27 protein-coding genes are annotated in these 24,501 nt (G+C 69.0%); 14 read left to right on the top strand and 13 right to left on the bottom strand.

The genetic code is table 11. The features are described from left to right. Positions 1-3: 3 nt before the first annotated feature. A complete protein-coding gene (locus tag D3869_RS33405; protein ID WP_137138738.1) occupies positions 4-987 on the top strand; it encodes an ACT domain-containing protein in 984 nt (327 codons plus the stop codon). 3 nt (positions 988-990) lie between these two features. Here the strand turns inward: D3869_RS33405 and D3869_RS01985 are convergent, their stop codons facing one another. After that, entirely contained in the window at positions 991-2,865 is a 1,875-nt protein-coding gene (locus D3869_RS01985) for an AI-2E family transporter (protein WP_137138737.1), read from the bottom strand. 157 nt (positions 2,866-3,022) lie between these two features. Here D3869_RS01985 and D3869_RS01980 point away from each other — a divergent pair, with 157 nt between their 5' ends. Continuing rightward, positions 3,023-3,466: a PRC-barrel domain-containing protein gene (locus D3869_RS01980; protein ID WP_137114605.1), complete on the top strand. Its 444-nt coding sequence runs from the start codon at positions 3,023-3,025 to the stop codon at positions 3,464-3,466. A gap of 6 nt (positions 3,467-3,472) precedes the next feature. Here the strand turns inward: D3869_RS01980 and arfB are convergent, their stop codons facing one another. Next, a complete protein-coding gene (arfB, locus tag D3869_RS01975; protein ID WP_014240675.1) occupies positions 3,473-3,892 on the bottom strand; it encodes an alternative ribosome rescue aminoacyl-tRNA hydrolase ArfB in 420 nt (139 codons plus the stop codon). Next, positions 3,892-4,545 (bottom strand): DsbA family oxidoreductase, encoded by a 654-nt coding sequence (locus D3869_RS01970; protein ID WP_137138736.1) that lies wholly within the window; start codon positions 4,543-4,545, stop codon positions 3,892-3,894. Before D3869_RS01970 ends, arfB begins: the two co-directional genes overlap by 1 nt. Before the next feature lie 163 nt (positions 4,546-4,708). Between D3869_RS01970 and D3869_RS01965 the strand changes: the two genes are divergently transcribed. Further along, positions 4,709-5,167, top strand: coding sequence for a hypothetical protein (locus tag D3869_RS01965; RefSeq protein ID WP_137138735.1), 459 nt, complete (start codon positions 4,709-4,711; stop codon positions 5,165-5,167). Between the two features lie 30 nt (positions 5,168-5,197). Here the strand turns inward: D3869_RS01965 and D3869_RS01960 are convergent, their stop codons facing one another. From D3869_RS01960 to D3869_RS01950, 3 genes are all read right to left on the bottom strand, one after another. Further along, the gene (locus D3869_RS01960) at positions 5,198-5,590 is read right to left on the bottom strand and encodes a hypothetical protein (RefSeq protein ID WP_137138734.1); all 393 of its coding nucleotides are present in this window, start codon (positions 5,588-5,590) and stop codon (positions 5,198-5,200) included. A 64-nt stretch (positions 5,591-5,654) separates the two neighbouring features. Continuing rightward, complete coding sequence (locus D3869_RS01955) at positions 5,655-5,930, bottom strand: hypothetical protein (protein ID WP_137138733.1); 276 nt, start codon at positions 5,928-5,930, stop codon at positions 5,655-5,657. A gap of 87 nt (positions 5,931-6,017) precedes the next feature. Continuing rightward, on the bottom strand, positions 6,018-7,010 hold the full coding sequence (locus D3869_RS01950) for an extracellular catalytic domain type 1 short-chain-length polyhydroxyalkanoate depolymerase (protein ID WP_247895686.1): 993 nt from the start codon (positions 7,008-7,010) through the stop codon (positions 6,018-6,020). A gap of 167 nt (positions 7,011-7,177) precedes the next feature. Here D3869_RS01950 and cobU point away from each other — a divergent pair, with 167 nt between their 5' ends. From cobU to recG, 4 genes are all read left to right on the top strand, one after another. After that, positions 7,178-7,702, top strand: a complete 525-nt coding sequence (gene cobU, locus D3869_RS01945) for a bifunctional adenosylcobinamide kinase/adenosylcobinamide-phosphate guanylyltransferase (protein ID WP_137138732.1) — start codon at positions 7,178-7,180, stop codon at positions 7,700-7,702. Further along, on the top strand, positions 7,699-8,325 hold the full coding sequence (gene cobO, locus D3869_RS01940) for a cob(I)yrinic acid a,c-diamide adenosyltransferase (protein WP_137138731.1): 627 nt from the start codon (positions 7,699-7,701) through the stop codon (positions 8,323-8,325). The genes cobU and cobO overlap by 4 nt, the downstream gene beginning before the upstream one ends. 3 nt (positions 8,326-8,328) lie before the next feature. Next, on the top strand, positions 8,329-9,786 hold the full coding sequence (locus D3869_RS01935) for a cobyric acid synthase (RefSeq protein WP_137138730.1): 1,458 nt from the start codon (positions 8,329-8,331) through the stop codon (positions 9,784-9,786). A gap of 366 nt (positions 9,787-10,152) precedes the next feature. After that, positions 10,153-12,234, top strand: coding sequence for an ATP-dependent DNA helicase RecG (recG, locus tag D3869_RS01930; RefSeq protein WP_137138729.1), 2,082 nt, complete (start codon positions 10,153-10,155; stop codon positions 12,232-12,234). Positions 12,235-12,255: 21 nt separating this feature from the next. Here the strand turns inward: recG and D3869_RS01925 are convergent, their stop codons facing one another. Then, the gene (locus D3869_RS01925; protein WP_137138728.1) at positions 12,256-12,981 is read right to left on the bottom strand and encodes a DUF502 domain-containing protein; all 726 of its coding nucleotides are present in this window, start codon (positions 12,979-12,981) and stop codon (positions 12,256-12,258) included. 166 nt (positions 12,982-13,147) lie between these two features. Here D3869_RS01925 and D3869_RS01920 point away from each other — a divergent pair, with 166 nt between their 5' ends. Both D3869_RS01920 and D3869_RS01915 read left to right on the top strand, forming a co-directional pair. Further along, complete coding sequence (locus tag D3869_RS01920) at positions 13,148-14,197, top strand: type III polyketide synthase (RefSeq protein WP_137138727.1); 1,050 nt, start codon at positions 13,148-13,150, stop codon at positions 14,195-14,197. An 11-nt stretch (positions 14,198-14,208) separates the two neighbouring features. Next, positions 14,209-14,748, top strand: a complete 540-nt coding sequence (locus D3869_RS01915; protein ID WP_137138726.1) for an isoprenylcysteine carboxyl methyltransferase family protein — start codon at positions 14,209-14,211, stop codon at positions 14,746-14,748. Here the strand turns inward: D3869_RS01915 and D3869_RS01910 are convergent. Continuing rightward, positions 14,720-15,133, bottom strand: coding sequence for a hypothetical protein (locus D3869_RS01910; RefSeq protein ID WP_014240695.1), 414 nt, complete (start codon positions 15,131-15,133; stop codon positions 14,720-14,722). The genes D3869_RS01915 and D3869_RS01910 overlap by 29 nt on opposite strands. Positions 15,134-15,295: 162 nt before the next feature. On the opposite strand from D3869_RS01910, the gene D3869_RS01905 reads away from it, so the two are divergent. Continuing rightward, positions 15,296-16,003: a Crp/Fnr family transcriptional regulator gene (locus tag D3869_RS01905; protein WP_137138725.1), complete on the top strand. Its 708-nt coding sequence runs from the start codon at positions 15,296-15,298 to the stop codon at positions 16,001-16,003. Between the two features lie 25 nt (positions 16,004-16,028). Here D3869_RS01905 and D3869_RS01900 read toward each other — a convergent pair whose 3' ends face one another. After that, positions 16,029-16,442, bottom strand: coding sequence for a response regulator (locus tag D3869_RS01900; protein WP_137138724.1), 414 nt, complete (start codon positions 16,440-16,442; stop codon positions 16,029-16,031). A 233-nt stretch (positions 16,443-16,675) separates the two neighbouring features. Then, positions 16,676-17,410, bottom strand: a complete 735-nt coding sequence (locus D3869_RS01895) for a Crp/Fnr family transcriptional regulator (protein ID WP_247876923.1) — start codon at positions 17,408-17,410, stop codon at positions 16,676-16,678. 282 nt (positions 17,411-17,692) lie between these two features. On the opposite strand from D3869_RS01895, the gene D3869_RS01890 reads away from it, so the two are divergent. Beyond that, on the top strand, positions 17,693-17,995 hold the full coding sequence (locus D3869_RS01890) for a hypothetical protein (RefSeq protein WP_137138723.1): 303 nt from the start codon (positions 17,693-17,695) through the stop codon (positions 17,993-17,995). 89 nt (positions 17,996-18,084) lie between these two features. On the opposite strand, the gene D3869_RS01885 is transcribed toward D3869_RS01890, so the two are convergent. Continuing rightward, on the bottom strand, positions 18,085-20,694 hold the full coding sequence (locus D3869_RS01885; protein WP_109068250.1) for a glycosyltransferase family 2 protein: 2,610 nt from the start codon (positions 20,692-20,694) through the stop codon (positions 18,085-18,087). A 431-nt stretch (positions 20,695-21,125) separates the two neighbouring features. On the opposite strand from D3869_RS01885, the gene D3869_RS01880 reads away from it, so the two are divergent. The 3 genes from D3869_RS01880 (at position 21,126) to D3869_RS01870 (ending at position 22,013) form a co-directional block, all read left to right on the top strand. Beyond that, a complete protein-coding gene (locus D3869_RS01880) occupies positions 21,126-21,533 on the top strand; it encodes an HIT family protein (RefSeq protein WP_137138722.1) in 408 nt (135 codons plus the stop codon). Positions 21,534-21,654: 121 nt separating this feature from the next. Continuing rightward, the gene (locus tag D3869_RS01875) at positions 21,655-21,831 is read left to right on the top strand and encodes a CsbD family protein (RefSeq protein ID WP_014240705.1); all 177 of its coding nucleotides are present in this window, start codon (positions 21,655-21,657) and stop codon (positions 21,829-21,831) included. After that, positions 21,831-22,013: a hypothetical protein gene (locus D3869_RS01870; RefSeq protein ID WP_035674501.1), complete on the top strand. Its 183-nt coding sequence runs from the start codon at positions 21,831-21,833 to the stop codon at positions 22,011-22,013. The genes D3869_RS01875 and D3869_RS01870 overlap by 1 nt, the downstream gene beginning before the upstream one ends. A gap of 56 nt (positions 22,014-22,069) precedes the next feature. Here the strand turns inward: D3869_RS01870 and D3869_RS01865 are convergent, their stop codons facing one another. Further along, entirely contained in the window at positions 22,070-22,543 is a 474-nt protein-coding gene (locus D3869_RS01865) for an OsmC family protein (RefSeq protein WP_137138721.1), read from the bottom strand. A 126-nt stretch (positions 22,544-22,669) separates the two neighbouring features. Beyond that, positions 22,670-24,496, bottom strand: a complete 1,827-nt coding sequence (typA, locus tag D3869_RS01860; RefSeq protein ID WP_137138720.1) for a translational GTPase TypA — start codon at positions 24,494-24,496, stop codon at positions 22,670-22,672. Positions 24,497-24,501: the final 5 nt, after the last annotated feature.

The raw sequence follows: 24,501 nt of genomic DNA, 5'->3' as shown, positions 1-24,501 counted from the left end.
GCGATGAGCACGGATAATGGGCCCAAGGTTAGCGGGTCCAAGGACGGGGGCCTGGCGAAGGCCCTGGCGCTTGGCGGTGACCGGCGGGCCTTCGGCGACATTCCGACGGTGGCGGAGGCGGTGGCCGCCGATCCCGCCCGGCTGCCGGAACTGGTCGCCTGCCTGTTCGACGGCGACGCCGGGGTGCGGATGCGCGCCGCCGACGCGCTGGAGCGGGTGTCGCGCGGCGATGCCCGTCCGCTGGACGCCTTCGCGGAACGGCTGCTGACCGACGCCGCGGCCATCGAGCAGGCGGAGGTGCGCTGGCACTTGGCGGCGGTCCTGCCGCGCCTGACCCTGACGGAGGAGCAGCGCGGGCGCGCCGTGGCGCTTCTGGAAGACTGGTTCGAGAACCGGGCCAGCCGGATCGTGCAGAGCGCCGCGCTTCAGGCCATGGTCGATCTGGCGGCGGACGATCCGGAGCTTCGCCCGGTCGCGGCGGACATGCTGGGCCGGGCCATGCGCTCCCGCATTCCGTCGCTGGCGGCGAGAGCCAAGCGCATCCTCAAGCCCTTCGAGGTGGACCGCGCAACGTTGGACGCCGCCCTGCTGCCGGAGACCAAGCCGCTCACCCTGTCGCTCCTGCCCGACCGTCTGGCGGTGGCGCGGCTGGCGCCGGGGGACGGGATGCCCGGCTGGCTCGACTGGACCGACCCGCTGGTCAGCGCCACCCGCACGGGGGAGGAGCTGTCGATCCTCTGCCGCGAGTCCCGCGTGCCGGACGGCGTGACGGCGGAGCGGGGATGGCGCGCCTTCAAGGTGGAAGGGCCGCTGGACTTTTCGTTGTTCGGGGTGCTGGCGCGCATCGCCGTGCCGCTGGCCCAGGCGCGGGTGCCGATCTTCGCCATGTCCACCTACGACACCGATTACGTGCTGGTGCGCGATGAGGACGTGGAGCGCGCGGCCGACGCGCTGAAGCGCGTCTGCACCGTCATGGCCTCCTCCTGACCGTCACGCCTGCGGGGCCTTTTCCGCCTCGACGGCGGCGAGCACGTTCAGTTCCTCCAGCTGCGTGACGGCGCCGGTCAGGCTGGTGGCGACGCGGTCGGCCGAGGTCTGGGCGACGGCGTGCTCTGGTGCGTCGGCCTCGGGGTGGGCGCTCCACAGGCAGAGCAGGATCGGCACGTTGGGCCCGAAATGCAGGCGCAACCGGCGCACCAACCGGCGGGCGTGCGACAGGGCGGACGGGTTCAGGTAGGACAGGACCACCGCCGACACCCCGGTCGGCGCCAGCGCGGCGATGGAGCGGACGGACACCTTCTCGCAGGGGAGCACGTCGGCGCGCAGCCCGCGCGGGCGCAGCAGATGGCCGAGCAGCGCCGCCGCCGCCTCGTCCAGGTCATTGCGGGCGCCGATGCACAGCACCAGCGGCGTGTCCTCCGCGGCGGGCGGCGAGGCTTCCATCATCTCGTCCAGCAGGGCGACCATGCCCTCGGCCACCGCCTGCCGTCCCTCCGGGTTCAGGCGGTTGCGCTGGCGGTCCTGTTCGGCCAGCGACAGGGCGGGGATGAGCAGGCCGTGCCCGGCCTCGACCAGCCCGCCCTTGCTCATCTTCTCCTCGGCGATCTCCATGGCCTCGATGGGGTCGCGGGCGAGCAGGCGCTGGTACAGCTTGGCCTCGTCGGGCAGGACTGGACGGTCGCCCAGCATCACCTCCAGGAAATGAAGCTGTGGAACGTGCCGGCCCAACACGACGAGGCAGACGGTCAGCGGAGTCGCCAGCAGCAGCCCGACCGGCCCCCACAGCGTGGTCCAGAACACCGCCGCCACGATGATCGCCAGCGACGACAGGCCGGTGGCGGAGCCGTAGAGCCAGGGCTCCACCACGTTGTTGGAGAACAGCTCGACCGCCACGAACAGGGCGATGCAAAGCAGCGGCAGGGTCCATCCCGCATCGACCGCGAAGGACAGCAGGATCGGGAAGGCCGCGGCGATCGCCGGTCCCAGGAAGGGGATGAAGCGCAGCACCGTCGCCAGCATCCCCCACAAGAGCGGGTTCGGCACGCCGAGCAGCCACAGCCCGATCCCGATGGGCAGGCCGTAGGTGACGTTGACCACGCACTGCATCAGCAGGTAGCGGCTGACCCGTTCGCCCGCGTCGTTCATCGCCTCCGTCGTGCGGCTGAGGTCGCCGGACCCGGCCAGCCGGATCAGCCGGTCGCGCAGGTCCTCGCGCTGCAGCAACATGAAGATGGTGAAGACCAGCACCATGCCCGCCGTGGCGACCGGGGCCATGGCCGGCCCCAGCACGTCGCTGATGATGGTCAGGGCGTCGGAGCCGTCCTGCTCGATCCGCACCGGCACCGGCTCCCGCGCGGCGCCGGGGGCGGGCAGGGCGCTGGCCGGAGCCGTGGCGGCGGGCGGGTTTTCCCCGGTCACCTGCTCCAGCCCCTGCTTCAGGTCGCGGAAGGCTTCGGTCGCCTGCTGGACCACCCCGCCGCTGCCCGCCGACGACGCGCTGGAGCGCAGCGAATCCAGCTTGGCGTGGACGTTGCGCTGGTAGCTGGGCAGGTTGTTGGCAAGGTCGGCTATCTGCCCGCCGACCACCATGCCGAAGCCGGCGATGCCCGCGAAGACCAGCACCACCACCGCCAGCACCGACGGCACCCGGCCCAGACGGAGCCGCTCCAGCCGGCTGACGATGGGCGCCAGGACGAAGGTCAGCAGCACCGCCAGCGCGATGGGGACCAGGATGTCGCTTCCCAGATACAGGGTCGCCACCACCAGCGCGATGACCAGCAGGGTCGTCTGGGTGGAGGCGGGCGGGGCGGCCTTCGGCACCGGAATGGGGCGGGCCTGCAACCGGCGGGCGGTGTCTTCGGCCATGATCTGCGGAGCCTCGGGGGAGAGTTGAGAGAGTGCAGAACACGGCTGGACGCGGCGCGTTCCGGCGCGTTGGGCGCGATCGCCGCAAGACACCGTGACGATTGCGGTCGACGGCCTGTTTAAACCCGCGTGGTTATCTCGTCAGAAGGAGGGGGCTATGCGTAAGGTTGCTGTTCCGGTCCTGTCGGCGGTCGCGCTTTTGGCTTTGGGGGGCTGCGCCGAGACGTCGAGCTGGTTCGGTGGGGGAAGCGAGCAGGCATCCCGCCCGATGTCCGAGCAGTCGCTCCAGACCGCCTCGCGGATCGAGCCGCAGGCCATGTTGGGCAAGTCGGTCGTCGCCTATGATGGGCAGAAGGTGGGGCAGGTCGAGGACGTGCTGTTCAACCGCAGCAACCGGCCAAGCCAGCTCGTGGTCTCCACCGGCGGCATCATGGGCATCGGCGGCCGCAATGTGGCGCTGGACATCGACAACGTCCGCTACAACCAGCAGCAGGACGCCCTCGTGGCGACCCAGCTTACCAAGGATCAGTTCGCCAACCTGCCGGAGTTCCAGTATGGCGGGAACATGATCTCGCTCAGCCGCCAGAAGACCCCGCACTGAGCGGAGTCAGTCCTCCGGCTTGCCGGAGCGCAGACGCTTGATGTCGGACCGCTGACCCTTGGCCTCCAGGCGACGCTTCTTGGAGCCGAGGGTCGGCTTGGTCGGGCGGCGGCTCTTCGGCACCACCGTCGCGTCGCGGATCAGGTCGATCAACCGCTCCCGAACGTCCTCGCGGTTGCGAAGCTGGCTGCGGTAGGTGTCGCCGACGATGATCAGCACGCCCGCCGCCGTCATGCGCGAACCGGCCAGCCGGACCAGCCGGGCCTTCACGTCGTCGGGGATGTTCGGCGAGGCCGCCACGTCGAAGCGCAATTGCACCGCGCTGTCCGTCTTGTTGACGTGCTGGCCGCCGGGGCCGGAGGCGCGGATGAAGCTCTCCTGAAGCTCGCTCTCGTCCAGGCTGATGCGTGGGGTTACGCGGATCATCAATCGGCCGCCGCCGTCACGCCTTCCTGCTCCTCCACCCCGAGGTCGAGAAGCGGGAGGAAGCTGGCAGGCTCCTGCGCGCCGGACAGCGCGTAGCGCCGGTTGAAGATATAGCAGGGCACCGCCTGAAGGCCGAGCTGGCGCGCCGTGGCGTCGGCGTTGAAGACCGCCGACGTCTCCGCGTCGCCGTTCAGCAGGGTCTTGATGTCCGCGAAATCGAAGCCCAGACCGGCGGCGGTCGCGGCCAGCGTGTCGCGGTCGCCGATGTCCAGCCCGTCCACGAAATAGGCGTGGAACAGCGCGTCGGCCATCCGGTCGCCCAGCCCGTGGCGGGCGGCGATGCGGATCAGCCGGTGCCCATCGAAGCTGTTGGGCGTGCGCCGGATGCGGTCCAGCCGCAGCGGCAGGCCGTCGCGCTCCGCTGTTTCCTCGACCACCAGATGGATCTGCCGCGCCCGCTCCGTGCCGCCGAACTTGGCCGCCAGATAGGCGCTGCGCTCCATGCCGCCCGGCGCCATGTCCGGGTTGAGCTGGAAGGGCTGCCAGCGCAGTTCCACCTGGACACGCGGCCGGTCGGCCAGCGCGCGGGCAAGCCGCCGCTTTCCGATGTAGCACCAGGGGCAGATCAGGTCGGCGTAGGTTTCGATCAGCATAGGCCTACTATCCCCCATTCCCGCCCCGCCGCGCAACCGCCCTGCCTGTGGGGCGTCCTGCCGCGTCCGGGCAACCGCTTCCGCAACCCTTTGTTAACCCTTGCCGCCGGAGAGTCGCCCTGTTGCGCGGATAAGCGTCCGCGGCGGTCGGAGGCGTGTGGCGATGGCGAATTCCTATGTGGACGGCAAGGTGCGCGACGCGCTGGTGGCGGCCAAGGGGAGCCGGGCGACCGCGCAGAAGCTTCTGATGGCCTGGGCGGCCGAGGACCCGCAGCTCCTGCTGGGCATTTCGCAGCCTTTCCTGAAGGCCATCGCCGCCGCGGCGATCGAGCGGGGCGTCCGCCCGTCGGCGCCCAGCCGCTCCGCCCCCGCGCAGCCGGGCCGGTCCCGCGGTTCCGTGGATTCGGCGCTGAGCAAGGAGGCGCTGGCCGACGTGCTGAGCCGCCTCGGCCGCGACCCCGGGGAGGACGCACCGGCGCCGCGCGGTCGCGCCGGCTCACCCGCTCCGGTCAAGTCCGCCACCATGGTGGTGCCCGCCGGCAAGGGCGGGCAGGGCGGCGTCACCCATGAAAAAGCGATGATGACCCTCGCCAAGGCCTTCGTGGCGAAGAAGATGCGCTGAGGCTTGGCGCCGGGGTTTGCTCCGCCGGGCTTATTGCTCCGCCGCGGTCATCATCCGTTCGATCCAGCCCGGCTGCCGCGGTTCCGGGCGAATGTCCGGCGGCGGGCTCGCCAGGGCGGTGTGGCCGTTGCGGTGCGGGTCGGGGATGTGGTGGCAATCCACGTCGGCCAGCGTCTTGTAGCAATAGACGCGGGAGCGGTCGACGTAGACCTTCTCCGGGCAATATTGTCCGGTTTCCGAGAAGGACACGGACGAGCAGTCGCGCCCGGTCGCCGCGGACACCACATGATCGCCGAGCGTCTTCTTGGTGCTGGTGACGGAGGCGAGATCGGCGCCGATGCTGGCGACCATCATCGGCCCGCCGCAGGCGCCGAGCGGAAGGGCCGCCAGCGCCACCATCGCGATTGACTGAGCGAGCCTCATTCCCCTTGCACCCCGTCCCGTGTTCAAGTCCGATTCCAGGCACACCTCATTAAAAAGCCGTGAATCAGCGCAGCAGCGTGCAGATTCGCGACCGGCACTGCACCAGCACGAAGGTGTCCTTGTCCTCCGTGCATCCCACCTTGAACACGGTCTGGCCGGAGCGGCCGGTGACGTAGCTCATCACCTCCACCTTGGCGGGCGTGCAGTTGCCCAGCGACTTCGCGGCCTCCTTCGCCTCGGCCTGCCCGGCGGAGACGTTGGCGGCCCGGGCCGTCGGCGACACCGACAGGCACAGCGCGAGGGCGCCGAGGGCAGCGAAGCGGGGAGCGGTGACGCGCATGGCCGGATCGGTGGATTGGTGGGTGCTGGAGAAGTTTATGGCACGGGCGGCGCGAATTCGGCTGTGCAAAAGTGGTAACAGCGGGGCTCACGCGCTTGTCGCGGACTCGGCGCGCCGATGGGACAGGAAGAAGCGCAGCATCTCCCGCGCGGCGTCCGGCCCCTGCGGGTCGGTGTAGGTGCCGTCCGGGCTGCCGCCGGACCAGGCGTGGCCGCTGCCGTGGACGGTCCACTGCTCGAACAGCGTCGTTCCGTCGCGGTCCTTGTGGACGGTGCGGGTGAAGCCGCGCCCGCCGGGGGCCTGCCCGTCCTCGGTCGTCGCGGTCAGCCCCTCCGCGTTGGCGGTGACCTGGGCCATCACATGATCGCCGTTGCGCGGGTGCACGACCTTGTCCGCGTCGCCGTGGAAGACGATGGCCGGCACCACCGGAGCCCCGGCCGCCGGACGCGGGCCGGGCGAGGAGCCGGCCTTCATGGCCAGCAGGGCGGACGGAACGCCGCTGGCCGAGCCGTAGGGCAGGCCGGAATGGACGCCCACCGCGGCGAACAGGTCGGGATGGGTCGTCGCCAGAACCATCGCGGCGGAGCCGCCCGCCGAAATTCCGGCGACGTAGACGCGCTGCGGATCGGCCCCCTGTTCCGCCAGGACCTGCCGGGTGGCTCCGGCGATCAGCGCCGGTTCGCCGCGGTCACGGCGCTGGTGGTCGGGGTTGAACCAGTTCCAGCACTTCTTGTCGTTCGCCGCCGGGGTCTGCTCCGGGTAGAGGACGAGGCAGCCGGCCTCCTCGGCCAGCCGGTTCATGCGGGTGCCGACGGCGAAGTCCTCCGGCGACTGGGTGCAGCCGTGCAGCATGACCAGCAGCGGGCGCGGTCCCGTCGTCCCCTTCGGCACGAACAGCCGATAGGCGAGCGAGCCGGAGTCGCCGGTGAAGACCCCGGAGTCCATCGGCTCCGTCACCGGCACCGGTCTCGGCGGGGGCGGCGGGACGGGCGCGCCGCGGCGGAACAGCTTGCCGATGAGGCGGCGGAGGAACGCGGCGGCGCGGGCCAGGGCCGGGCGGGGCCGGGCGGTATCGGTCACGGTCGGCGGCTCCGGGGTCGTTCGGGAGAAAAAGTGGCGGGCGGATGGTACGGGAGGGGGCGGGGGAGGACAACCGGCATGGCGGTTTGCGCCGGGGCGCCAACTGCGCTAACCATCCGGTTCCGCGCAAGCGCCCATCTCGCAAGCGTCAAGGTGGCCCGACCGTCATGAGCACCGACATCACCCTCGTCCTGGGCGGCGCCCGCTCCGGCAAGAGCCGCTACGCCGAGGGGCTGGTGACCGCATCGCCCGGCCCGCGGGTCTACATCGCCACGGCCCAGATCTGGGACTCCGAGATGGCCGACCGCGTCGCCCGCCACAAGGAGGACCGCGGCCCCGGCTGGACGACGGTGGAGGAGCCTCTGGACCTGCCCGGCGCGCTGCGCCGCCACGCCGGCGCCGGGACGGGCGTGCTGGTCGACTGCCTGACGCTGTGGCTGTCCAACCTGATGATGGCCGACGCCGACGTGCCCGACCGCTCCGCCGACCTGCTGGCCGCCCTGGCGGCGGTGGAGGGACGGGTGGTGCTGGTCTCCAACGAGGTGGGGCTGGGCATCGTGCCGGACAACGCGCTGGCCCGCCGATTCCGCGACCATGCGGGGCGGCTGCATCAGGACATCGCCGCCGTGGCCCAGCGGGTGGCCTTCGTCGCCGCCGGGCTGCCGCTGCTGCTGAAGGGAGAGACGCCATGACCGAAGACGCCGACCAGACCTATGCCGACCAGAATGCCCGCCACGCCGAGAAGATGAAGCGGCGCAAGGCGCTGCACGACCGGGTGATGGCCAGCAAGACGCAGGAGAAGGGCCTGCTGATGGTCAACACCGGCAACGGCAAGGGCAAGTCCACCGCCGCCTTCGGCCTGATCCTGCGCGCCGCCGGGCACGGCATGCGGGTGGGCGTGGTGCAGTTCGTCAAGGGCGCCTGGTCCACCGGCGAGACGGTGGCGCTGGAGCGCTTCGACGACCTCGTGGACTTCTTCACGATGGGTGAGGGCTTCACCTGGGAGACCCAGGACCGCGAGCGCGACATCGCCGCCGCCAAGGCCGCCTGGGCCAAGGCGCAGGAACTGATGGCCGACCCCCGGTACAGCCTCGTCGTGCTGGACGAGCTGAACATCGTCCTGCGCATGGGGTATCTGCCGGTGGAGGAGGTGCTTCCCGTGCTGACCGGGCGGCGCGAGGGCCTGCACGTGCTGGTCACCGGCCGCACCGCCAAGCCGGAGCTGATCGAGGCCGCCGACCTCGTGACCGAGATGACCCTGGTCAAGCATCCCTTCCAGGCGGGCATCAAGGCCCAGCCGGGCATCGAGTTCTGAGCCATGCCGCGCGCGATCATGTTGCAGGGCACCGGCTCCGACGTCGGCAAGTCGCTGCTGGTGGCCGGGCTGTGCCGGGCGCTGGTACGCCGCGGCCTGACCGTGCGGCCCTTCAAGCCGCAGAACATGTCCAACAACGCCGCGGTCACCGCCGACGGTGGCGAGATCGGGCGCGCCCAGGCGCTCCAGGCGCGGGCCTGCGGGGTGGCACCGTCCGTCCACATGAACCCGGTTCTGCTGAAACCGCAGTCGGACGTCGGCTCCCAGGTGGTGGTGCGCGGCGTCGTGGCGGGCACGGCACGGGCCGGCGATTACCAGTCGCGCAAGGGGCAGCTTCTCCCCACCGTGCTCGACAGCTTCGAGCGGCTGAAGGCCGAGGCGGACGTGGTGGTGGTCGAGGGGGCGGGCAGCCCGGCGGAGGTCAACCTCAGGGCCGGCGACATCGCCAACATGGGCTTCGCCACCGCGGCGGGCGTGCCGGTGGTGCTGGTGGGCGACATCGACCGCGGCGGGGTGATCGCCAGCCTCGTCGGCACCCACGCCCTGATCCCGCCGGAGGAGCGGGCGCTGGTCGCCGGTTTCCTCATCAACAAGTTCCGCGGCGACGTGCGGCTGTTCGACGGCGGACTGTCGGTCATCGCCGAGCGCACGGGCTGGCCCAGCTTCGGCGTCGTGCCCTGGCTGGCCGACGCCTCCCTGCTTCCGGCCGAGGACGCGGTGGCGCTGGACACCTGGAAGACCCGTTCCGGGGGGCGGCTGCGCGTCGCCGTGCCGATGCTGTCGCGCATCGCCAACTTCGACGATTTCGACCCGCTGGCCCAGGAGCCGGACGTGGCCCTGTCCATGGTGCCGCGCGGCCAGCCCCTGCCGGGCGATGCCGATCTGGTCATCCTGCCGGGCAGCAAGGCGACCATCGCCGATCTGGCGGTGCTGCGCGCCCAGGGCTGGGACGTCGATCTCGCCGCCCATCGCCGCCGCGGCGGGCGGGTGCTGGGCATCTGCGGCGGCTACCAGATGCTCGGCCGCCGCATCGCCGACCCGGACGGCATCGAGGGTCCGCCGGGCGAGGCCGAGGGGCTGGGGCTGCTGGAGGTGGACACCGTCCTGAAGGGGCCGAAGGTGCTGGAGGAGGCGAGCGGGGTGGAAACCGCCACGGGGGCCTCCGTTGCCGGCTACGAAATGCACATGGGGCGCACGGAGGGGCCGGACCGCGCCCGCCCGATGCTGACCCTGGCGGGCGGGCAGACCGATGGTGCGGTGTCCGCCGATGGGCGGGTGATGGGCTGCTACCTGCACGGCCTGTTCGGGGCGGACGGCTTCCGCGCCGCCTTCCTGACGGGGCTGGGGGGTGCGGCATCTGGCCAATCCTACGCCGCGACGGTCGAAGAGGCGCTCGACCGCATCGCCGCCCGGCTGGAGGAGCATGTGGATGTCGACGCCCTGCTGGCCGCGGCGCGGTGAGCAGGGGCTTCATGAAACGGATTTCATGATCCCGCAACGCTGGGGTCAGGCGGGGGGCGCTAGAAATACAGTCATTGACGACGTTTGATTACTGGCGAGTCATCCACCGGCGGTTCCCGCCGCCGGCCACACACGATCCGGAATGTTCCCGCATACCCTCGGATCGTTTCTTGCGGCGGTGTGCATTGGGTTTTTGCCTTGGATCGGCGTCCCCCGCCCAGGCTTCCCCCCAACCCCTTGCACACCGCCGTCTTCTTTTCCCCTCCCGGCCATCTTCGGAAACCGACGCGCTTGACGCGGAGCCCCCTCGGCGGGCTTGAATGGGTGCCACAGGCCCCGTGTCCCCGCTGCCGAGACTCCATTCCCGTGCGTCCCGTCGTTCTCTTCCCCCTGTTCCGCCCGGTGACGGCGCTCCCCGGCCTCGGTCCCCGGCTGGGCAAGCTTGTCGAAAAGCTGGCCGGTCCGCAGGTCGTGGACCTGCTCTGGCACCTGCCGTGCGGCGTCATCGACCGCCGCTACGCCCCGAAGATCGCCGAGGCGCCGAACGGGCGGATCGCCACCATGACGGTGCGCATCGATTCGCACGCCGCCCCGCACAACTCCCGCCATCCCTACAAGGTCCGCTGCACCGACGAAACCGGCGTGCTGGAGCTGATCTATTTCCATGTGAAGGGCGACTGGCTGGAACGGCAGATGCCGGTCGGCAAGACGGTGGTGGTGTCCGGCAAGGTCGAATGGTTCCATGACACGCCGCAGATCACCCACCCCGACGCCGTGGTCCCGCTGGAGTCGAAGGACGAGATCGAGGCGGTGGAGCCGGTCTATCCGATGACCGCCGGGCTGCCGGCCAAGACGCTGCGCAAGGCCGTGCGCGCCATGCTGACCGACGTGCCGGAACTGCCGGAGTGGCAGGACGCGGCGTGGCGTTCCCGCAACGGCTGGCCGACGTGGCACGAGTCGATCCGCCGCGCCCACACGCCGGAGGACGAGGCCGACCTCGCCCCGACCAACCCGATCCGCTGCAGGCTGGCCTATGACGAGCTGCTGTCGAACCAACTCGCCCTGACGCTGGTCCGCATCCAGCAGCGCCGCCTGTCGGGCCGCGTCATCCAGGGCGACGGGCGGCTGCGCGCCAAGGTGGCCGCGGCGCTGCCCTTCTCGCTGACCAAGTCCCAAGCCGGCTCGCTGGAGGAAATCTACGAGGACATGGCGGCGGAGCGGCGGATGCTGCGCCTGCTCCAGGGCGACGTCGGCAGCGGCAAGACGGTGGTCGCGCTGATGGCGATGCTGAACGCGGTGGAGGCCGGTCATCAGGCCGCCCTGATGGCGCCGACCGAGATCCTGGCCCGCCAGCACGCCGAAAGCCTCGCCCCGCTGTGCAAGGCGGCGGGGGTGGACCTCGCCCTGCTGACCGGGCGCGACAAGGGCAAGGCGCGGCAGGCGGTGCTGGACCGTCTGGCCTCGGGCGAGCTGCCGCTGCTGGTCGGTACCCACGCGCTGTTCCAGGAGGACGTCGCCTTCAAGGACCTCGCCCTGGCGGTGATCGACGAGCAGCACCGCTTCGGCGTCCATCAGCGGCTCCAGCTCTCGGCCAAGGGGCGGGCGGTGGACGTGCTGGTGATGACGGCGACGCCGATCCCGCGCACGCTGACCCTGACCGCCTACGGCGACATGGACGTGTCGCGCCTGACCGAGAAGCCGGCGGGGCGCAAGCCGATCCAGACCGTGACCATCGCGCTCGACCGGCTGGAGGAGGTGGTGCACGGCATCCACCGCAAGGTGCAGGAGGGCGCGCGGGTCTATTGGGTCTGCCCGCTGGTCGACGAATCGGAGCAGACCGACCTTGCCGCCGCGACGGAGCGCCACGCCTTCCTGCGCGCCACCTTCGGTGACCGGGTGGGGCTGGTCCACGGCAAGATGCGCGGGCCGGACAAGGACGCGGTGATGGCCGCCTTCCAGGCCGGCAATCTGGACGTCCTGGTCGCCACCACGGTCATCGAGGTCGGTGTGAACGTGCCCGAGGCCACCGTCATGGTGATCGAGCACGCCGAGCGCTTCGGCCTCGCCCAGCTTCACCAGCTCCGCGGCCGGGTGGGGCGTGGCGAGAAGCCGTCGTCCTGCCTGCTGATGTTCGATCCGCAACTGACGGAGACGGCCCGCGCCCGCCTGAAGACGATGCGGGACACCGAGGACGGCTTCGTCATCGCGGAGGAGGACTTGCGGCTGCGTGGCGCGGGCGAGGTGCTGGGCACCCGGCAGTCGGGCCTGCCCGAGTTCCGCATGGCCGATCTGGCGGTGCACGGCGACCTGCTGGCGGCCGCCCGCGACGACGCGAAGCTGATCGTGGACCGCGACCCGGACCTCGCCGGCGAGCGCGGTCAGGCGCTGCGCACTTTGCTGTATCTGTTCGAGCGGGATGCCGCGGCGAAGACGTTGCGGTCCGGGTGAGGAACGTCCGTCAGAACGCTCTTACGCCCGCTTCCGCTCGTCCAGAAGCGCGGCCTTCACCTCGCGGAGCTTGCGATCGGGCGGGGTGACGATACCGCCGGACATCACCAGCTTCAGCCCATCCTCCACCGTCATGTCCAGAACGGTCACCTCGCGCCGCGGCAGGATCGCCAGATAGCCGGCGGTCGGCGGGGCGCAGGGGATGAAGACGTGCACCATCTCCTCCTCGGAGATCTTCTGGATCTCCGGATGGGCGGCGCCGGTGATGAAGCCCAGCGACCAGATGCCGTGGCGCGGGAACTCCACCAGGACCACCTCGCGGAAGGCCTTGGACTTCTTGGCGAGCACCGTCTCGACGATCTGCTTCACCGCCCCGTAGACGGAGCGGACGACCGGCATGCGCTCCACCACGCCTTCACCGATGCGCACCACCAGCCGCCCGACATAGCCGGCGGCGAAGGCGCCGATCAGGGTCAGCACGATGATCAGCGTCAGCACCCCGATGCCGGGGATCGAGAAGGGCAGGTAGTTTTCCGGGTTGTAGGCGGAGGGGATCAGCGGGCGCACATGGCCGTCGATGAAGGCCAGCAGCCACCAGCCAAGATAGACCGTGACCGCGATCGGCGCCGTCACCAGAACGCCCGCCAGGAAATAGGCGCGCAGCCGCCCCATCAGGCCGATGCCGGCGGGCCGGTGGGACGTGCTCTCGTCCGCCGCGCTCTGGCTGTCCTGCTCGTTCCGATCCACCGCCCCACCCCCGAAAATCCGACGCTCGATATAGTGATACAGGACATGGCTCCTGCTCAATCCACATCGACGTAGCGGAGGACGGGAAAGAGTCGTGGGGGAGAAAGCGAAGGAACTCCCTCCGGGGGGCTGGTCCGCCACCCCCGCGCGCATCACATCGCTGAGGATGATCCATCCCCCCCGCATCCTCTCCCTCGCCACGGCCCTGCCGCCCCACTGCCTCAGCCAGGAGGAGGCGCTCGGCGTCGCGCGGGCGGTCTTCGGACCGCGGATGCGCGACTTCGAACGGCTGGTGCCGGTCTTCGCCAACACCGGCATCGAGACACGCCACGCCGTCATGCCGGTCGGCTGGTACATGGAGTCGCGCGGTTGGTCGGAGCGCACCGCCGCCTTCCGCGACGGCGCACTGGCCTTGCTGGAAGAGGCGGCGGGGCAGGCGCTGACCCATGCCGGCCTGAGGCCGCAGGATGTGGACGCCATCGTCTGCGCCTCGACCACCGGCATCGCCACGCCCAGCCTGGAGGCGCTGCTGCTGGAGCGCATGGGCTTCCGTCCCGACACGGTGCGGCTGCCGTTGTTCGGGCTGGGCTGCGCCGGCGGGGTGCTGGGGCTGACCCGCGCCGGGCAGATCGCCCAGGCGATGGCGGGGCGGACGGTGCTGTTCCTGGTGGTGGAGCTTTGCACGCTGGCCTTCCGCTCGGCCGAGGCGACGCCGACCAACGTCGTCGCCAGCGCCCTGTTCGCCGACGGCGCCGCCGCGGTGCTGCTGCGCGCCGATGATGACGGGGAAGGACCGCGCCTCGTCGACGGGGCGGAGCACACCTGGCCGGGAACGCAGGACGTGATGGGCTGGCGTGTCGAGGATGACGGGCTCGGCGTGATCTTCAGCCAGAGCATCCCGACCCTGATCCGCAATCGGCTGGAACCGGTGCTCGACGGGTTCCTGGAGCGGCGGCGGCTGGCCCGCGGCGACCTTGCCGGGCTGATCGTCCACCCCGGCGGCGCCAAGGTGCTGCACGCGCTGGAGGAGGTCTGCGCACCGGTGTCCGCCGGGCTGGACGACGCCTGGGCGGTGCTGCGCCGCTGCGGCAACATGTCGGCGGCCAGCGTGCTGTTCGTCCTGGAGCGGCGCCTCGCCTCGGGCGCCCGCGGCCCTCATCTGATGAGCGCGCTCGGCCCCGGCTTCACCGCCGCGCTGGCCCAGGTCGACCTTTAGGAGCGCTTGGAATGGAGACGCTGCCGTTGGGCTGGCCCCACGTCATTCTGCTGCTGGTCGCGGCCCAGCGTCTGGGCGAACTCGTCGTCGCCCAACGCAACACGCGCCGCCTGCTGGCCGAGGGCGCGCAGGAGGTCGGGGCCGCTCATTACCCGTTGTTCGTCGGGCTGCACGCGGGCTGGCTGGCGCTGCTGTTCGCCGTCGTGCCGGCGGACGCGCCGATCAACGGCTGGCTGCTCGCGCTGTTCGTGCTGCTGCAGGCCGGGCGGGCCTGGGTGATCGCCACGCTGGGGCGATTCTGGACCACCCGCATCGTCACCTTGCCCGGAGCGCCGCTGGTGCGGCGCGGGCCGTTCCGCTGGGTCCGCCATCCCAACTATCTGGTCGTGGCGGGGGAACTGGCCGTGCTGCCCCTGGTCTTCGGGGCGTGGTGGATCGCGGTGCTGGCCACGCTGCTGAACGTGCCGCTGACCCTGCACCGCATCCGTGTCGAGGACGGCGCGCTGTCCGGACGGCGCGCGCTCAGGTCAGCAGGAAGCACAGCATCGTGACGCAGCCGGCGATGGCCGCCCCGTCGAGGTGGTTGGGGAAGGCGTGCCAGAAAGATTCGCGGGACTCCGGCTCCTCGCGGTCCATCTCGTCCAGCCACAGGCCGGCGGGCAGGCCGCCGTTGGCGCGCTCCGCCAGGGCGCCGGAGAGATGGGCCATCGACACCGCCAGATAGCAGAACTTCACGAAGTTCAGGACGAAATACATCGGCCCACCGGCCTCGGCGATGGGGTCGGTCACGCCGCCCATCGCCGCCACGGCGGTCGCCATGGCGATGGCGGCGGCGAAGGGGATGGCGACGACCGACAGCAGGCGCTGCGAATCCACGCGGCCGGCGTAGGGGATCAGGCTGCGGGGAACGGGGCCGGAGGGCAGTTGGAACGACATGGCTCTCTCAATTCCGGTGGGCGCGTCTCGTCCGTTCTGCCGCTTTCAGGGTTAACGGGACGTTAGCGGCACCCGTTGGAGGGAGTAGGTTCCACCTTTGCGCAGGCCCGGCTATGCTGCCGCCTGTCGTCTGAGGCCGCCGCGACCAACGAAGGAGACATCGTGCCCGCCGACGCTGGACCGTCCCGGCTGGATGGAATCACGCTGCTGAGCCCGCTGTCCGCGGAGGAGCGCGCCGCCGTGGCGCGCCAGTGCCGCTGGCGCCGCTTCCACGCGGGTGAGCAGATCATCGACCATCAGGGGGATTCGCGGGACGTCGTGCTGGTGGTCGAGGGACGGGTGCGGGTGCTGAGCCATTCCCCGGCGGGGAGGGAGATCAGCTTCGACGACATCGAGGCCGGCGGTTTCCTCGGGGAGATGGCCGCCATCGACGGGCTTCCCCGCTCGGCCTCCGCGGTGGCGCTGGAGGACGGGACCATGATCGCCTTTCTGGCGCCCCGGCCTTTCCAGGATCTGGTGTCCGGCCATCCGGACCTGGCCATGGCGGTGATGAGGCGGCTGTGCCGGGTCGTCCGCATCGCCACCGACCGGGTGATGGAACTGTCCACGCTGGGCGCCAACAACCGTGTCCACGCCGAGTTGCTGCGGCTCGCCAAGCGGGGGCAGGTGGACGGGCTGAGGGCGGTGATCTCGCCGATCCCCGTCCATGCCGACATCGCCAGCCGGGTCAGCACCGCCCGCGAGACGGTCGCCCGGGTGCTGAACGACCTCGCCCGCGATGGGCTGGTGGAACGGCGGGCCGACGCCCTGGTCGTCCGTGACCTGCACCGGCTGGAGGCCCTGGTGGAGGATGTCCGGGCCGGCGTCTGATGGGGCGTCGTGGGGAAGCGGCGACTCAGTTGGTCCGGCCCAGGACGGTGAGGATCAGGGCGCGCAGCGATTCGGGATCGTAGGGCTTGGGGAGGAAATGCCAGCCGGCATCGCGGATCTCCGCCTTGGTGGCCGCGGATTCGTCACCGGTGGTGATGATGACGGGAAGGTCGGGGCCAAGGTCCGTGAGCACCGTCCGCACCGATTCCGGAGCCTTGCCGTGCCGCCCGAGATGATAGTCGGCGACCAGGATGTCGGGGAGTGCCCCGCCGTTCAGCGCGTCAAGGAGAGCGGCGGGGGTCGGAGCGCTGACCAGCAGCATGCCCCAATCCTCGAACAGGGTTTCCATGCACAGGCACAGCACCATGTCGTCCTCCATGAGGGCGACCGTCAGTGTGCCGGAGCTTGTGGAACGGCCGGCGAGGGGGGCGTCGGTCATGCGGTATCCAAATGAACAGCGGAGGACCAATGAACAACAGGACGGCGATGCCGGCTGCCCGACACCCTTCGTTCGGCCTGTTCGGAAAAGCCGTCTTGGGGTGGCCGCTGTCCGCTCGCTGATCGGTCCACTCAGTTATCTGAGCAGGTAATTTAGATTCTATATCGAACAGCGCACCACTGCATTGTCATAGGTTAATCGGAAGAGGATATCGTTGGGGCGCGACGACCCGGTCAGTCCCCCGCGCGCTTGCGGTCGGACTTGGCGTCCAGCGCGTGCTCCAGCTGTTTGGGCGCCTGGATCAGGTGCAGGTACAGCTCGTCGAACTGGCCGACGGAGGCGAGCTGCTTCACGTCGTGCACGGTGATCTGCTGGCCGGCCAAGTCGATCAGCCCGATGTCGCGCAGCCGGCGGAGTGTCCGGTTGATGTGGACGATGCTGAGCCCCAGCGCGTCGGCCAGAATCTCCTGGGTGACCGGCAGGGTGAAGCGCCCCTCCTCGACCAGCCCGACGATGCTCAGCCGCCGCAGCAGTTCCACGATCAGATGGGCGGTGCGCTCCAGCGCTGTGCGGCGCCCGACGCTGAGCAGGCGTTCGGCGATGATCGCTTCCTCCTTGGCGCCCGACCAGGCAAGGGCGGCGGCCAGACGGGGGAAGAGCTTGAACAGTTCGATGATGCGTTCCGGCTGGAAGTTGGCGACCTCCGCCGGGGTCAGGGTGGTGACACCATGGTCCGCCGTCTCGAACAGGTTGCAGTAAAAGCCGATGATGTCTCCTGGCAGGACAAAATTCACGACCTGCCGGCGCCCATCGGGAAGCGCCTTGTGACGGATCGCCCAGCCTTTGCGCATCACGCGCACGCAACCGTAGCGTTCGCCCTGCTGCAGAAGATCGGATCGCGAGCCGTGCCGGGTAACATTGCGCTCCAATTCGTTGAGGAAGTTCTTCTCCTCATCTGTCAAGCTCATGTAACTCGTTATCTTGCGCCCCAGTGGAGATGACGGTATGTTGGCCTGGGCGCGGGTCATTTCTGTTCCAGCCTTTGATCGTCCAATTGTTATGGCCCCGAAGCGAGTGCCACTGCCAGCCCAATTCCGGGCGGCCTCGAACGATTAAGCCAAACGATAAAACCATCTATAACATAGGTTAATGGGGGTTAGATTTTCTCGACCGGACAGGTGAGGGATCATATACAAAACTGTTGGTGGCATTGGCCGTATGGGGTTTTGAACGGCCGTCGGTGGTAACAGATGAGCGCGGGGGGCGGCATGGCGGCGGAGCGGGATGCGGCGGGACTGGCTGCCCTCTCGATTTGTGAATCCCTTATGCTCGCACTGGTGGAGCGCGGGGTTCTACGGCTCGAGGAAGCGCATGCCGCGCTTGAGGACGCCGCCGCCGCCCATCAGAATCGCGACCCCAATGTCGAGGACCCCAATCTGCATCGTTTGGCATTGCAGATCGTCGAGCGCCTGATGATCCAGGTGAACGCCGCCCATCCCGCGTCGGCACATGCCGGAGTTGGGCAGTTGGCCGACGGCGGTTCCCAGGACTGAGCAGCCGCTCGGCCTCGGCGGGTTGAAAAACAAGAGCCCCGTCACGGCGACGGGGCTCTCATCCTGTGCGATCCGAGGAACGGGAGCGGTCAGTCCGCCCCGGCCCCGGCGGTTTCCGTGGGCTGCGGGCGCTGCTTGCCCAGCCCGATGTTCGGGAAGGCGTTGATCAGCGCGGTGATGAAGGCCGACAGGTAGGGCAGGGACTGCACGACCAGCAGGCCCGACCACATGAAGGCGTCGCGGTTCTCGTGACCGAACACCAGCACGATGGCCAGGGCGGCGCCCCACAGGCCCAGCAGCAGCGCGATCTCCTCCCGCGCCATCAGGAAGGCCTGCATCAGCGCCGGCTGGTTCTCGCATTTCGGCGTGCGCACGAAGGGGCGGCCGGAGGTGAACATGCCCAGCCACATGGCGCGGCCCACCGTGTGGGTCAGCGCCATGCCGGCGATGGCCGCGCCTACCTTGTCCCAGAAGCCGCACTTCACCCGCGCCTCGTACAGCCAGAGCGAGGCGCCGACCTTGAAGGCGAAGACGCTGAGCGTCGGGATCATGAAGACGCTGGGCGGGAACTCGAAATATTTCGGGAAGGCGAGCAGGCCGAGCGACCAGATGATGCCGGCGATGCCGAAGATCATGTGGGCGGCGTCGGCGAACCAGGGCAGCCAGCCGGTGATGAAGTGGTACTTCTGCCCGGCGGTCAGGCGCGGACCGCCCGGCAGCAGGTCGCGCCAGTGGTGCTTGAGGATCTGCACGGCGCCGTAGGCCCAGCGGAAGCGCTGCGTCTTGTAGGCGGAGAAGCTGTCGGGGACGAGTCCCTTGCCGTAGCTCTCCGGCATGTAGACGGCCTCGTACTTGTGCTCGAACAGGCGCAGGCCGAGGTCGGCGTCCTCGGTGATGCACCACTCGCCCCAGCGGCCGACCTCTTCCAGCGCCGACTTGCGGATGATGGTCATCGTGCCGTGCTGGATGATCGCGTTGCGCTCATTGCGCTGGATCATGCCGATGTGGAAGAAGCCGGCGTACTCCCAGTTGATCATCCGCTGGAACAGGTCGTGGCTCCAGTCCCGGTAGTCCTGCGGCGACTGGACGAAGCCGACCTCCGGCCGGTCGAAATGGGGGATGGTCGCCTTCAGCCAGTCGGGATGGACCTGATAGTCGCTGTCGATGACGGCGATGTGCTGGGCGTCCGGCGCCGTCTGGGCGAGGCCGAAGTTCAGCGCGCCGGCCTTGAAGCCCGGCCAGTTGTCCAGGTGGAAGAAGCGGAACTTCGGCCCGAGCTTGCGACAGTACTCCTCGACCGGGCGCCATACCGCCGGGTCCTTGGTGTTGTTGTCGAGCAGCAGGACCTCGTAGTTCGGGTAGTCCAGCCGGGCCAGCGCGTCCAGCGTCTCCATGACCATGTGCGGCGGCTCGTTGTAGCAGGGCACATGGATGGACACCTTCGGCGCGTTGGGCAGGGGGGCGGCCGAGCAGGGCTGGAATTTGCGCTTGAAGCGGTCCTGCCAGACGACCTCGGTCAGCTCAAGCCCGTCGATCAGCATGACGGCGAGCAGGACGAGCTGGCAGAAGACCAGGATGCCCCAGGCGATTTCCGTGGTGGTGGCGAGGCCGGCGACGCTGGCCGCGGTGAAGGTGAAGACCAGCACCGACGACACGCCCTGGATCATCGCGCCGTAGAAGACCTGCCCGCCGAACTTCAGGTCGCCGCCGCGGCGCCACAGGAAGAAGACGAGCGGCAGGAAGCCCACCGCGATGGAGATGCCGCAGAGCAGCGGCCAGTTCCGCAGCTCCGTCACCTCGCCGATCATCGGGAACTTCGGCTTGCGCCACGCGTCCCACAGGCCCCAGCTGGTGCCGGCGGTGCCTTCGATCTCCCGCTTCCAGGGCTGGTCGAAGGCCTCCATGATGAAGTAGTCGAGCTTGTTCTGTGCCGCGACGTTCAGGAAGGTGCGGATGAACTTGGCTTGGTTGACCTGGCTCGCCTCGGCGCCGCGGCGCCACGGGCCGTCCGCCGGCCAGCCGATCTCCGAGATCAGGATGTGCTTGTTCGGGAACTTGGTCTTCAACTCGTTGTAGCGGAACATGGCGTAGTCGACCGACTGGTCGGCGGGCACGCCTTCCCAGTAGGGCAGCAGGTGGACGGCCAGGAAGTCCACCGCGTCGGCCAGTTCCGGATGCTCCAGCCAGACGTGCCACGGCTCCGCGGTGGAGACCGGGACGTTGACCTTCTTCTTCACGCGCTTGATGTATTCGATGGCCTGCGGGACGGTGACGTCGGCGCGCAGGATCGCCTCGTTGCCGACCAGGACGCGGCGGACGTTGTTGTTGTCGCGCGCCAGCTTGATCAGGCCGTTGATCTCCGGCTCGTCGATTTCCGGCTTGCCGGCGATCCAGGCGCCCGCGGTGATCGGAATCCCGTACTTGCGGGCGATGGGTGCCGTCTGCTCCGACCCGTCGGTGGTGGAGTAGATGCGCACGCCCTTGACCGACCCCTCCAGGGCCTTCATGTCCTTCTCGATGTCCTCCGCCGAGGCTTTGTCGCCCTTCGACGGGCTCTTGTCCGGGTGGAAGGGCGTATAGCCGACGCCGCTGATGGCGCCGCCCCAGGACCGTTCGGCGACCGGGCGGTTCCACAGCGCCCAGACTCCGATGTTGCCCAGGATCACGAGAAGAAGAGCCGCGATCGCCGACTTGCGCATGACCGTCTTTCTTTGTCCCAAACATCTGCCGGCCGTCCTGGCTTTGTCCGCCCCGGCCGGGCATCTTTCAATTCAGCGAAGGGGTTCAACCGGATCGGCACACAGGGGGACTCGCCGCCCCGACACCGCCTTCGGACCGAACACCCGGACCCACCACCCTGGTTGCAGGACACGTCTCAATCCGCCGCGCGATCCGCATAAGCCGGAAGACCGAACGCCACCGACCGGAACATCATCGGACCGAATAAAGATCGTGCGGCAGTTTATACATTTTTCCTAGTCCCGCAACCAGTCCCACTCCAACGCGCCGGTGCCCGGGCCTGCAGCGGCGGCAATCCCCACTGGACGAACGCACCGGATGGGCGTTTTCTTCCCTGAACACCGCAAGGAAAACCTTACGGGCCGAAGGGAAGACACGGGACCCCACGACGATGTTCCATCTGCACGACCGTTTGCAGGCCGATACCGCCCTGATCGCCGAATGGCCGCTGTGCCGCGTCCTGCTGATGGACAACCGGGTGTGGCCGTGGCTGATCCTGGTTCCTGCCCGGCATGGCCTGACGGAGATCCACCAGCTGTCCCGAGAGGACCAGCACCGTCTGATGGACGAGATCGCCCTGGCCTCGCGCACGCTGGAGACTCTGTTCGCTCCGGACAAGATCAACGTCGGGGCCTTGGGCAATCTGGTCCCGCAGCTTCATATCCACGTCATCGCCCGCTCCAAGAAGGACCCGGCGTGGCCGGGGCCGGTGTGGGGGTCGGGCTTCGCGGAGCGCTACAGCCCGGAGGAGCGGGACAGCCTTATCCGAAAGATCGGCGAGGAGTTGGGCCAAAAGTGAGGCGCGGCGAAGCCGGACGCGACGACCCCCTCTCCATTTGCGGCCAAGCCAAGGCGTGACGTTTTGCATGCTGCCTTGTTCATGCTCCCTGAAACATTCACCGATCAAAGGAGAGGGCACCATGAACACCGATCGCATCACCGGTGCCGGCAAGGAGCTGAAGGGCGAAGTCAAGAAGCAGGCCGGCGACCTGACCGGCAACCGGGATCTGAAGGACGAGGGCCGCGCCGACAAGGCCGAGGGCAAGCTGGACAAGGTCGTCGGCAAGGTGAAGGACATCCTCAAAGGCGACAAGTGATGGGCACGGAGGAGCGGGGGCATCGCAAGGACGATGCCCCGTCCGACGCCGCCCAGCGGATCGAGGACAAGCTCATCGAGGAAACCGGGCAGGCCTCGGGCAACCCGGACAAGCCGGTCCAGGAAAAGTTCGACGAATTGGGCGAGAAGCCTGACATCAAGAAGAAGAGCTTGAGGGACTAGGAATCGCCCCCTTCCATCCGGAAGGGGGTTTTTCTTTGTCATTCAACTTTTCTCCGTCATTCGGCGGCGATCCGAGCCTCGACCCGCACCGGGAAATTCACCGAATTGGCAATGAAACATTTCTCGTGGGCCTCGTGGTGCAGGGACAGGGCCTTGGCGGAATCGCTGCCGGGTGCGAGCGTGACCTGGGGGCGCAGGACGACGTCGGTGAAGCGCCCGCCACCGTGGGCTTCCTCGGCCATCGTGCCGGTTGCGCCGTCCGTGTAGGCGGTCACGGTGACGCCGTTGACCGCGCACAGATGCAGGTACCACAGCATGTGGCAAGCCGAGAGCGAGGCCACGAGCATGTCCTCGGGGTTGTAGCGGGCGGGATCGCCGCGGAAGGCCGGGTCGGACGATCCGGGGATCGGCGGCTTGCCGGGGGCGGCGATCTCGAGATCGCGGCTGTAGGCCTTGTAGCCCGAGGTGCCGCTTCCCTGGTTCCCGGTCCAGGTGACCGTCGTGCCGTACTGGTGTTCGCGCCCTGACATCGGTCCCTCCTCATGCATGTTCGGGAGGGTAACCGCAGCCACCGCCGCTGCAAGGAAAACCGGCCATAAAAAAAGCGGGAGGGCCGAAGCCCTCTCGCGATCTCAACGCTGCCTTGCTTGTCAGCCTCAGCTGGCTTCCGCCGCACGGGCGTGGCGCTTGCGCTCGTTCGGGTCGAGGTAGCGCTTGCGCAGGCGGATGGACTTCGGCGTCACCTCCACCAGCTCGTCGTCACCGATGTAGGACAGGGCGCGCTCCAGCGTCATCTGGATCGGCGGGGTCAGGCGGACCGCCTCGTCCTTGCTGGTGGTGCGGATGTTGGTGAGCTGCTTGCCCTTGATGACGTTGACCTCGAGGTCGTTGCCGCGGGTGTGCTCACCGATGATCATGCCCTGATAGACCGGAACGCCCGGATCGATCAGCATCGGGCCGCGATCCTCCAGGTTCCACAGCGCGTAGGCGACCGCGGTGCCGTCGGCGTTGGAGATCAGCACGCCGGTGCGCCGGCCGGCGATCGTGCCCTTGTAGGGCGCGTAGCCGTGGAACAGCCGGTTCATGATGCCGGTGCCGCGGGTGTCGGTCAGGAACTCACCCTGGTAACCGATCAGGCCGCGCGACGGGGCGTGGAAGACGATGCGGGTCTTGTTGCCGCCCGACGGGCGCATCTCGATGAGGTCGGCCTTGCGCTCCGCCATCTTCTGCACGACGGTGCCGGAGAACTCCTCGTCCACGTCGACGACGACTTCCTCGATCGGCTCCAGGCGCTGGCCGTTCAGCGGGTCGGTCTTGAACAGCACGCGCGGACGGCTGATGGCGAGCTCGTAGCCCTCACGGCGCATCGTCTCGATGAGGATGCCGAGCTGCAGTTCGCCGCGGCCGGCCACCTCGAAGGCGTCGCCGCCCTCGGTGTCGCTGACGCGCAGGGCGACGTTGCCTTCGGCCTCGCGCATCAGGCGGTCGCGGATCATGCGGCTGGTGACCTTGTCGCCCTCGCGGCCGGCCAGCGGGCTGTCGTTGACCGAGAAGGTCATCGCCAGGGTGGGCGGGTCGATCGGCTGGGCGGCCAGCGGCTCGGCCACATCCGGCGCGCAGATGGTGTCGGCCACGGTGGTGGTGGTCAGGCCGGCCAGGGCGACGATGTCGCCGGCGTGCGCCTCGTCCACCGGAACGCGCTCAAGGCCGCGGAAGGCCAGCACCTTGCTGATGCGGGCGTTCTCGATCAGCTTGCCGTCGCGGCTCAGCGACTTGATGGCCATGTTGACCTTGACGCTGCCGGTCTGGATGCGGCCGGTCAGGATGCGGCCCAGATAGGGGTTCGCCTCCAGCGTGGTCGCCAGCATGGCGAAGGGCAGGTCCTCTTCCACCTTGGGCGGCGGGACGTGGTCGCGGATCAGCTCGAACAGCGGGGTCAGCGTCTCGCGGGCGCCGTTCTCCAGGTCCGTGGTCGCCCAGCCATTGCGGCCCGAGGCGAACAGGGTGGGGAAGTCGAGCTGCTCGTTCGAGGCGTCGAGCGAGGCGAAGAGGTCGAACACCTCGTCATGCACCTCGTGCGGACGGCCGTCGGGACGGTCCACCTTATTAATGACGACGATCGGGCGCAGGCCCAGCTTCAGCGCCTTGCCCAGCACGAACTTGGTCTGCGGCAGCGGCCCTTCGGCGGCGTCGCAGAGCAGGACCACGCCGTCCACCATGGAGAGGATGCGCTCGACCTCGCCGCCGAAATCGGCGTGGCCGGGGGTGTCCACGATGTTGATGCGCAGGTCGTTCCACAGGACCGACGTGCACTTGGCCAGGATGGTGATGCCGCGCTCGCGCTCCAGGTCGTTGGAGTCCATGGCGCGTTCGGCGACCTGCTGGTTCTCGCGGAACGAACCGGCCTGCTTGAGGAGCTGATCGACCAGGGTCGTCTTGCCGTGGTCGACGTGCGCGATGATGGCGACGTTACGAAGATTCATGTGTC

The sequence above is a fragment of the Azospirillum brasilense genome, from assembly GCF_005222205.1.
GTDB lineage: Bacteria > Pseudomonadota > Alphaproteobacteria > Azospirillales > Azospirillaceae > Azospirillum > Azospirillum brasilense_G.
Note: the sequence above shows the minus strand (reverse complement) of the source record. Positions and strands in the feature narration are given on the sequence as shown.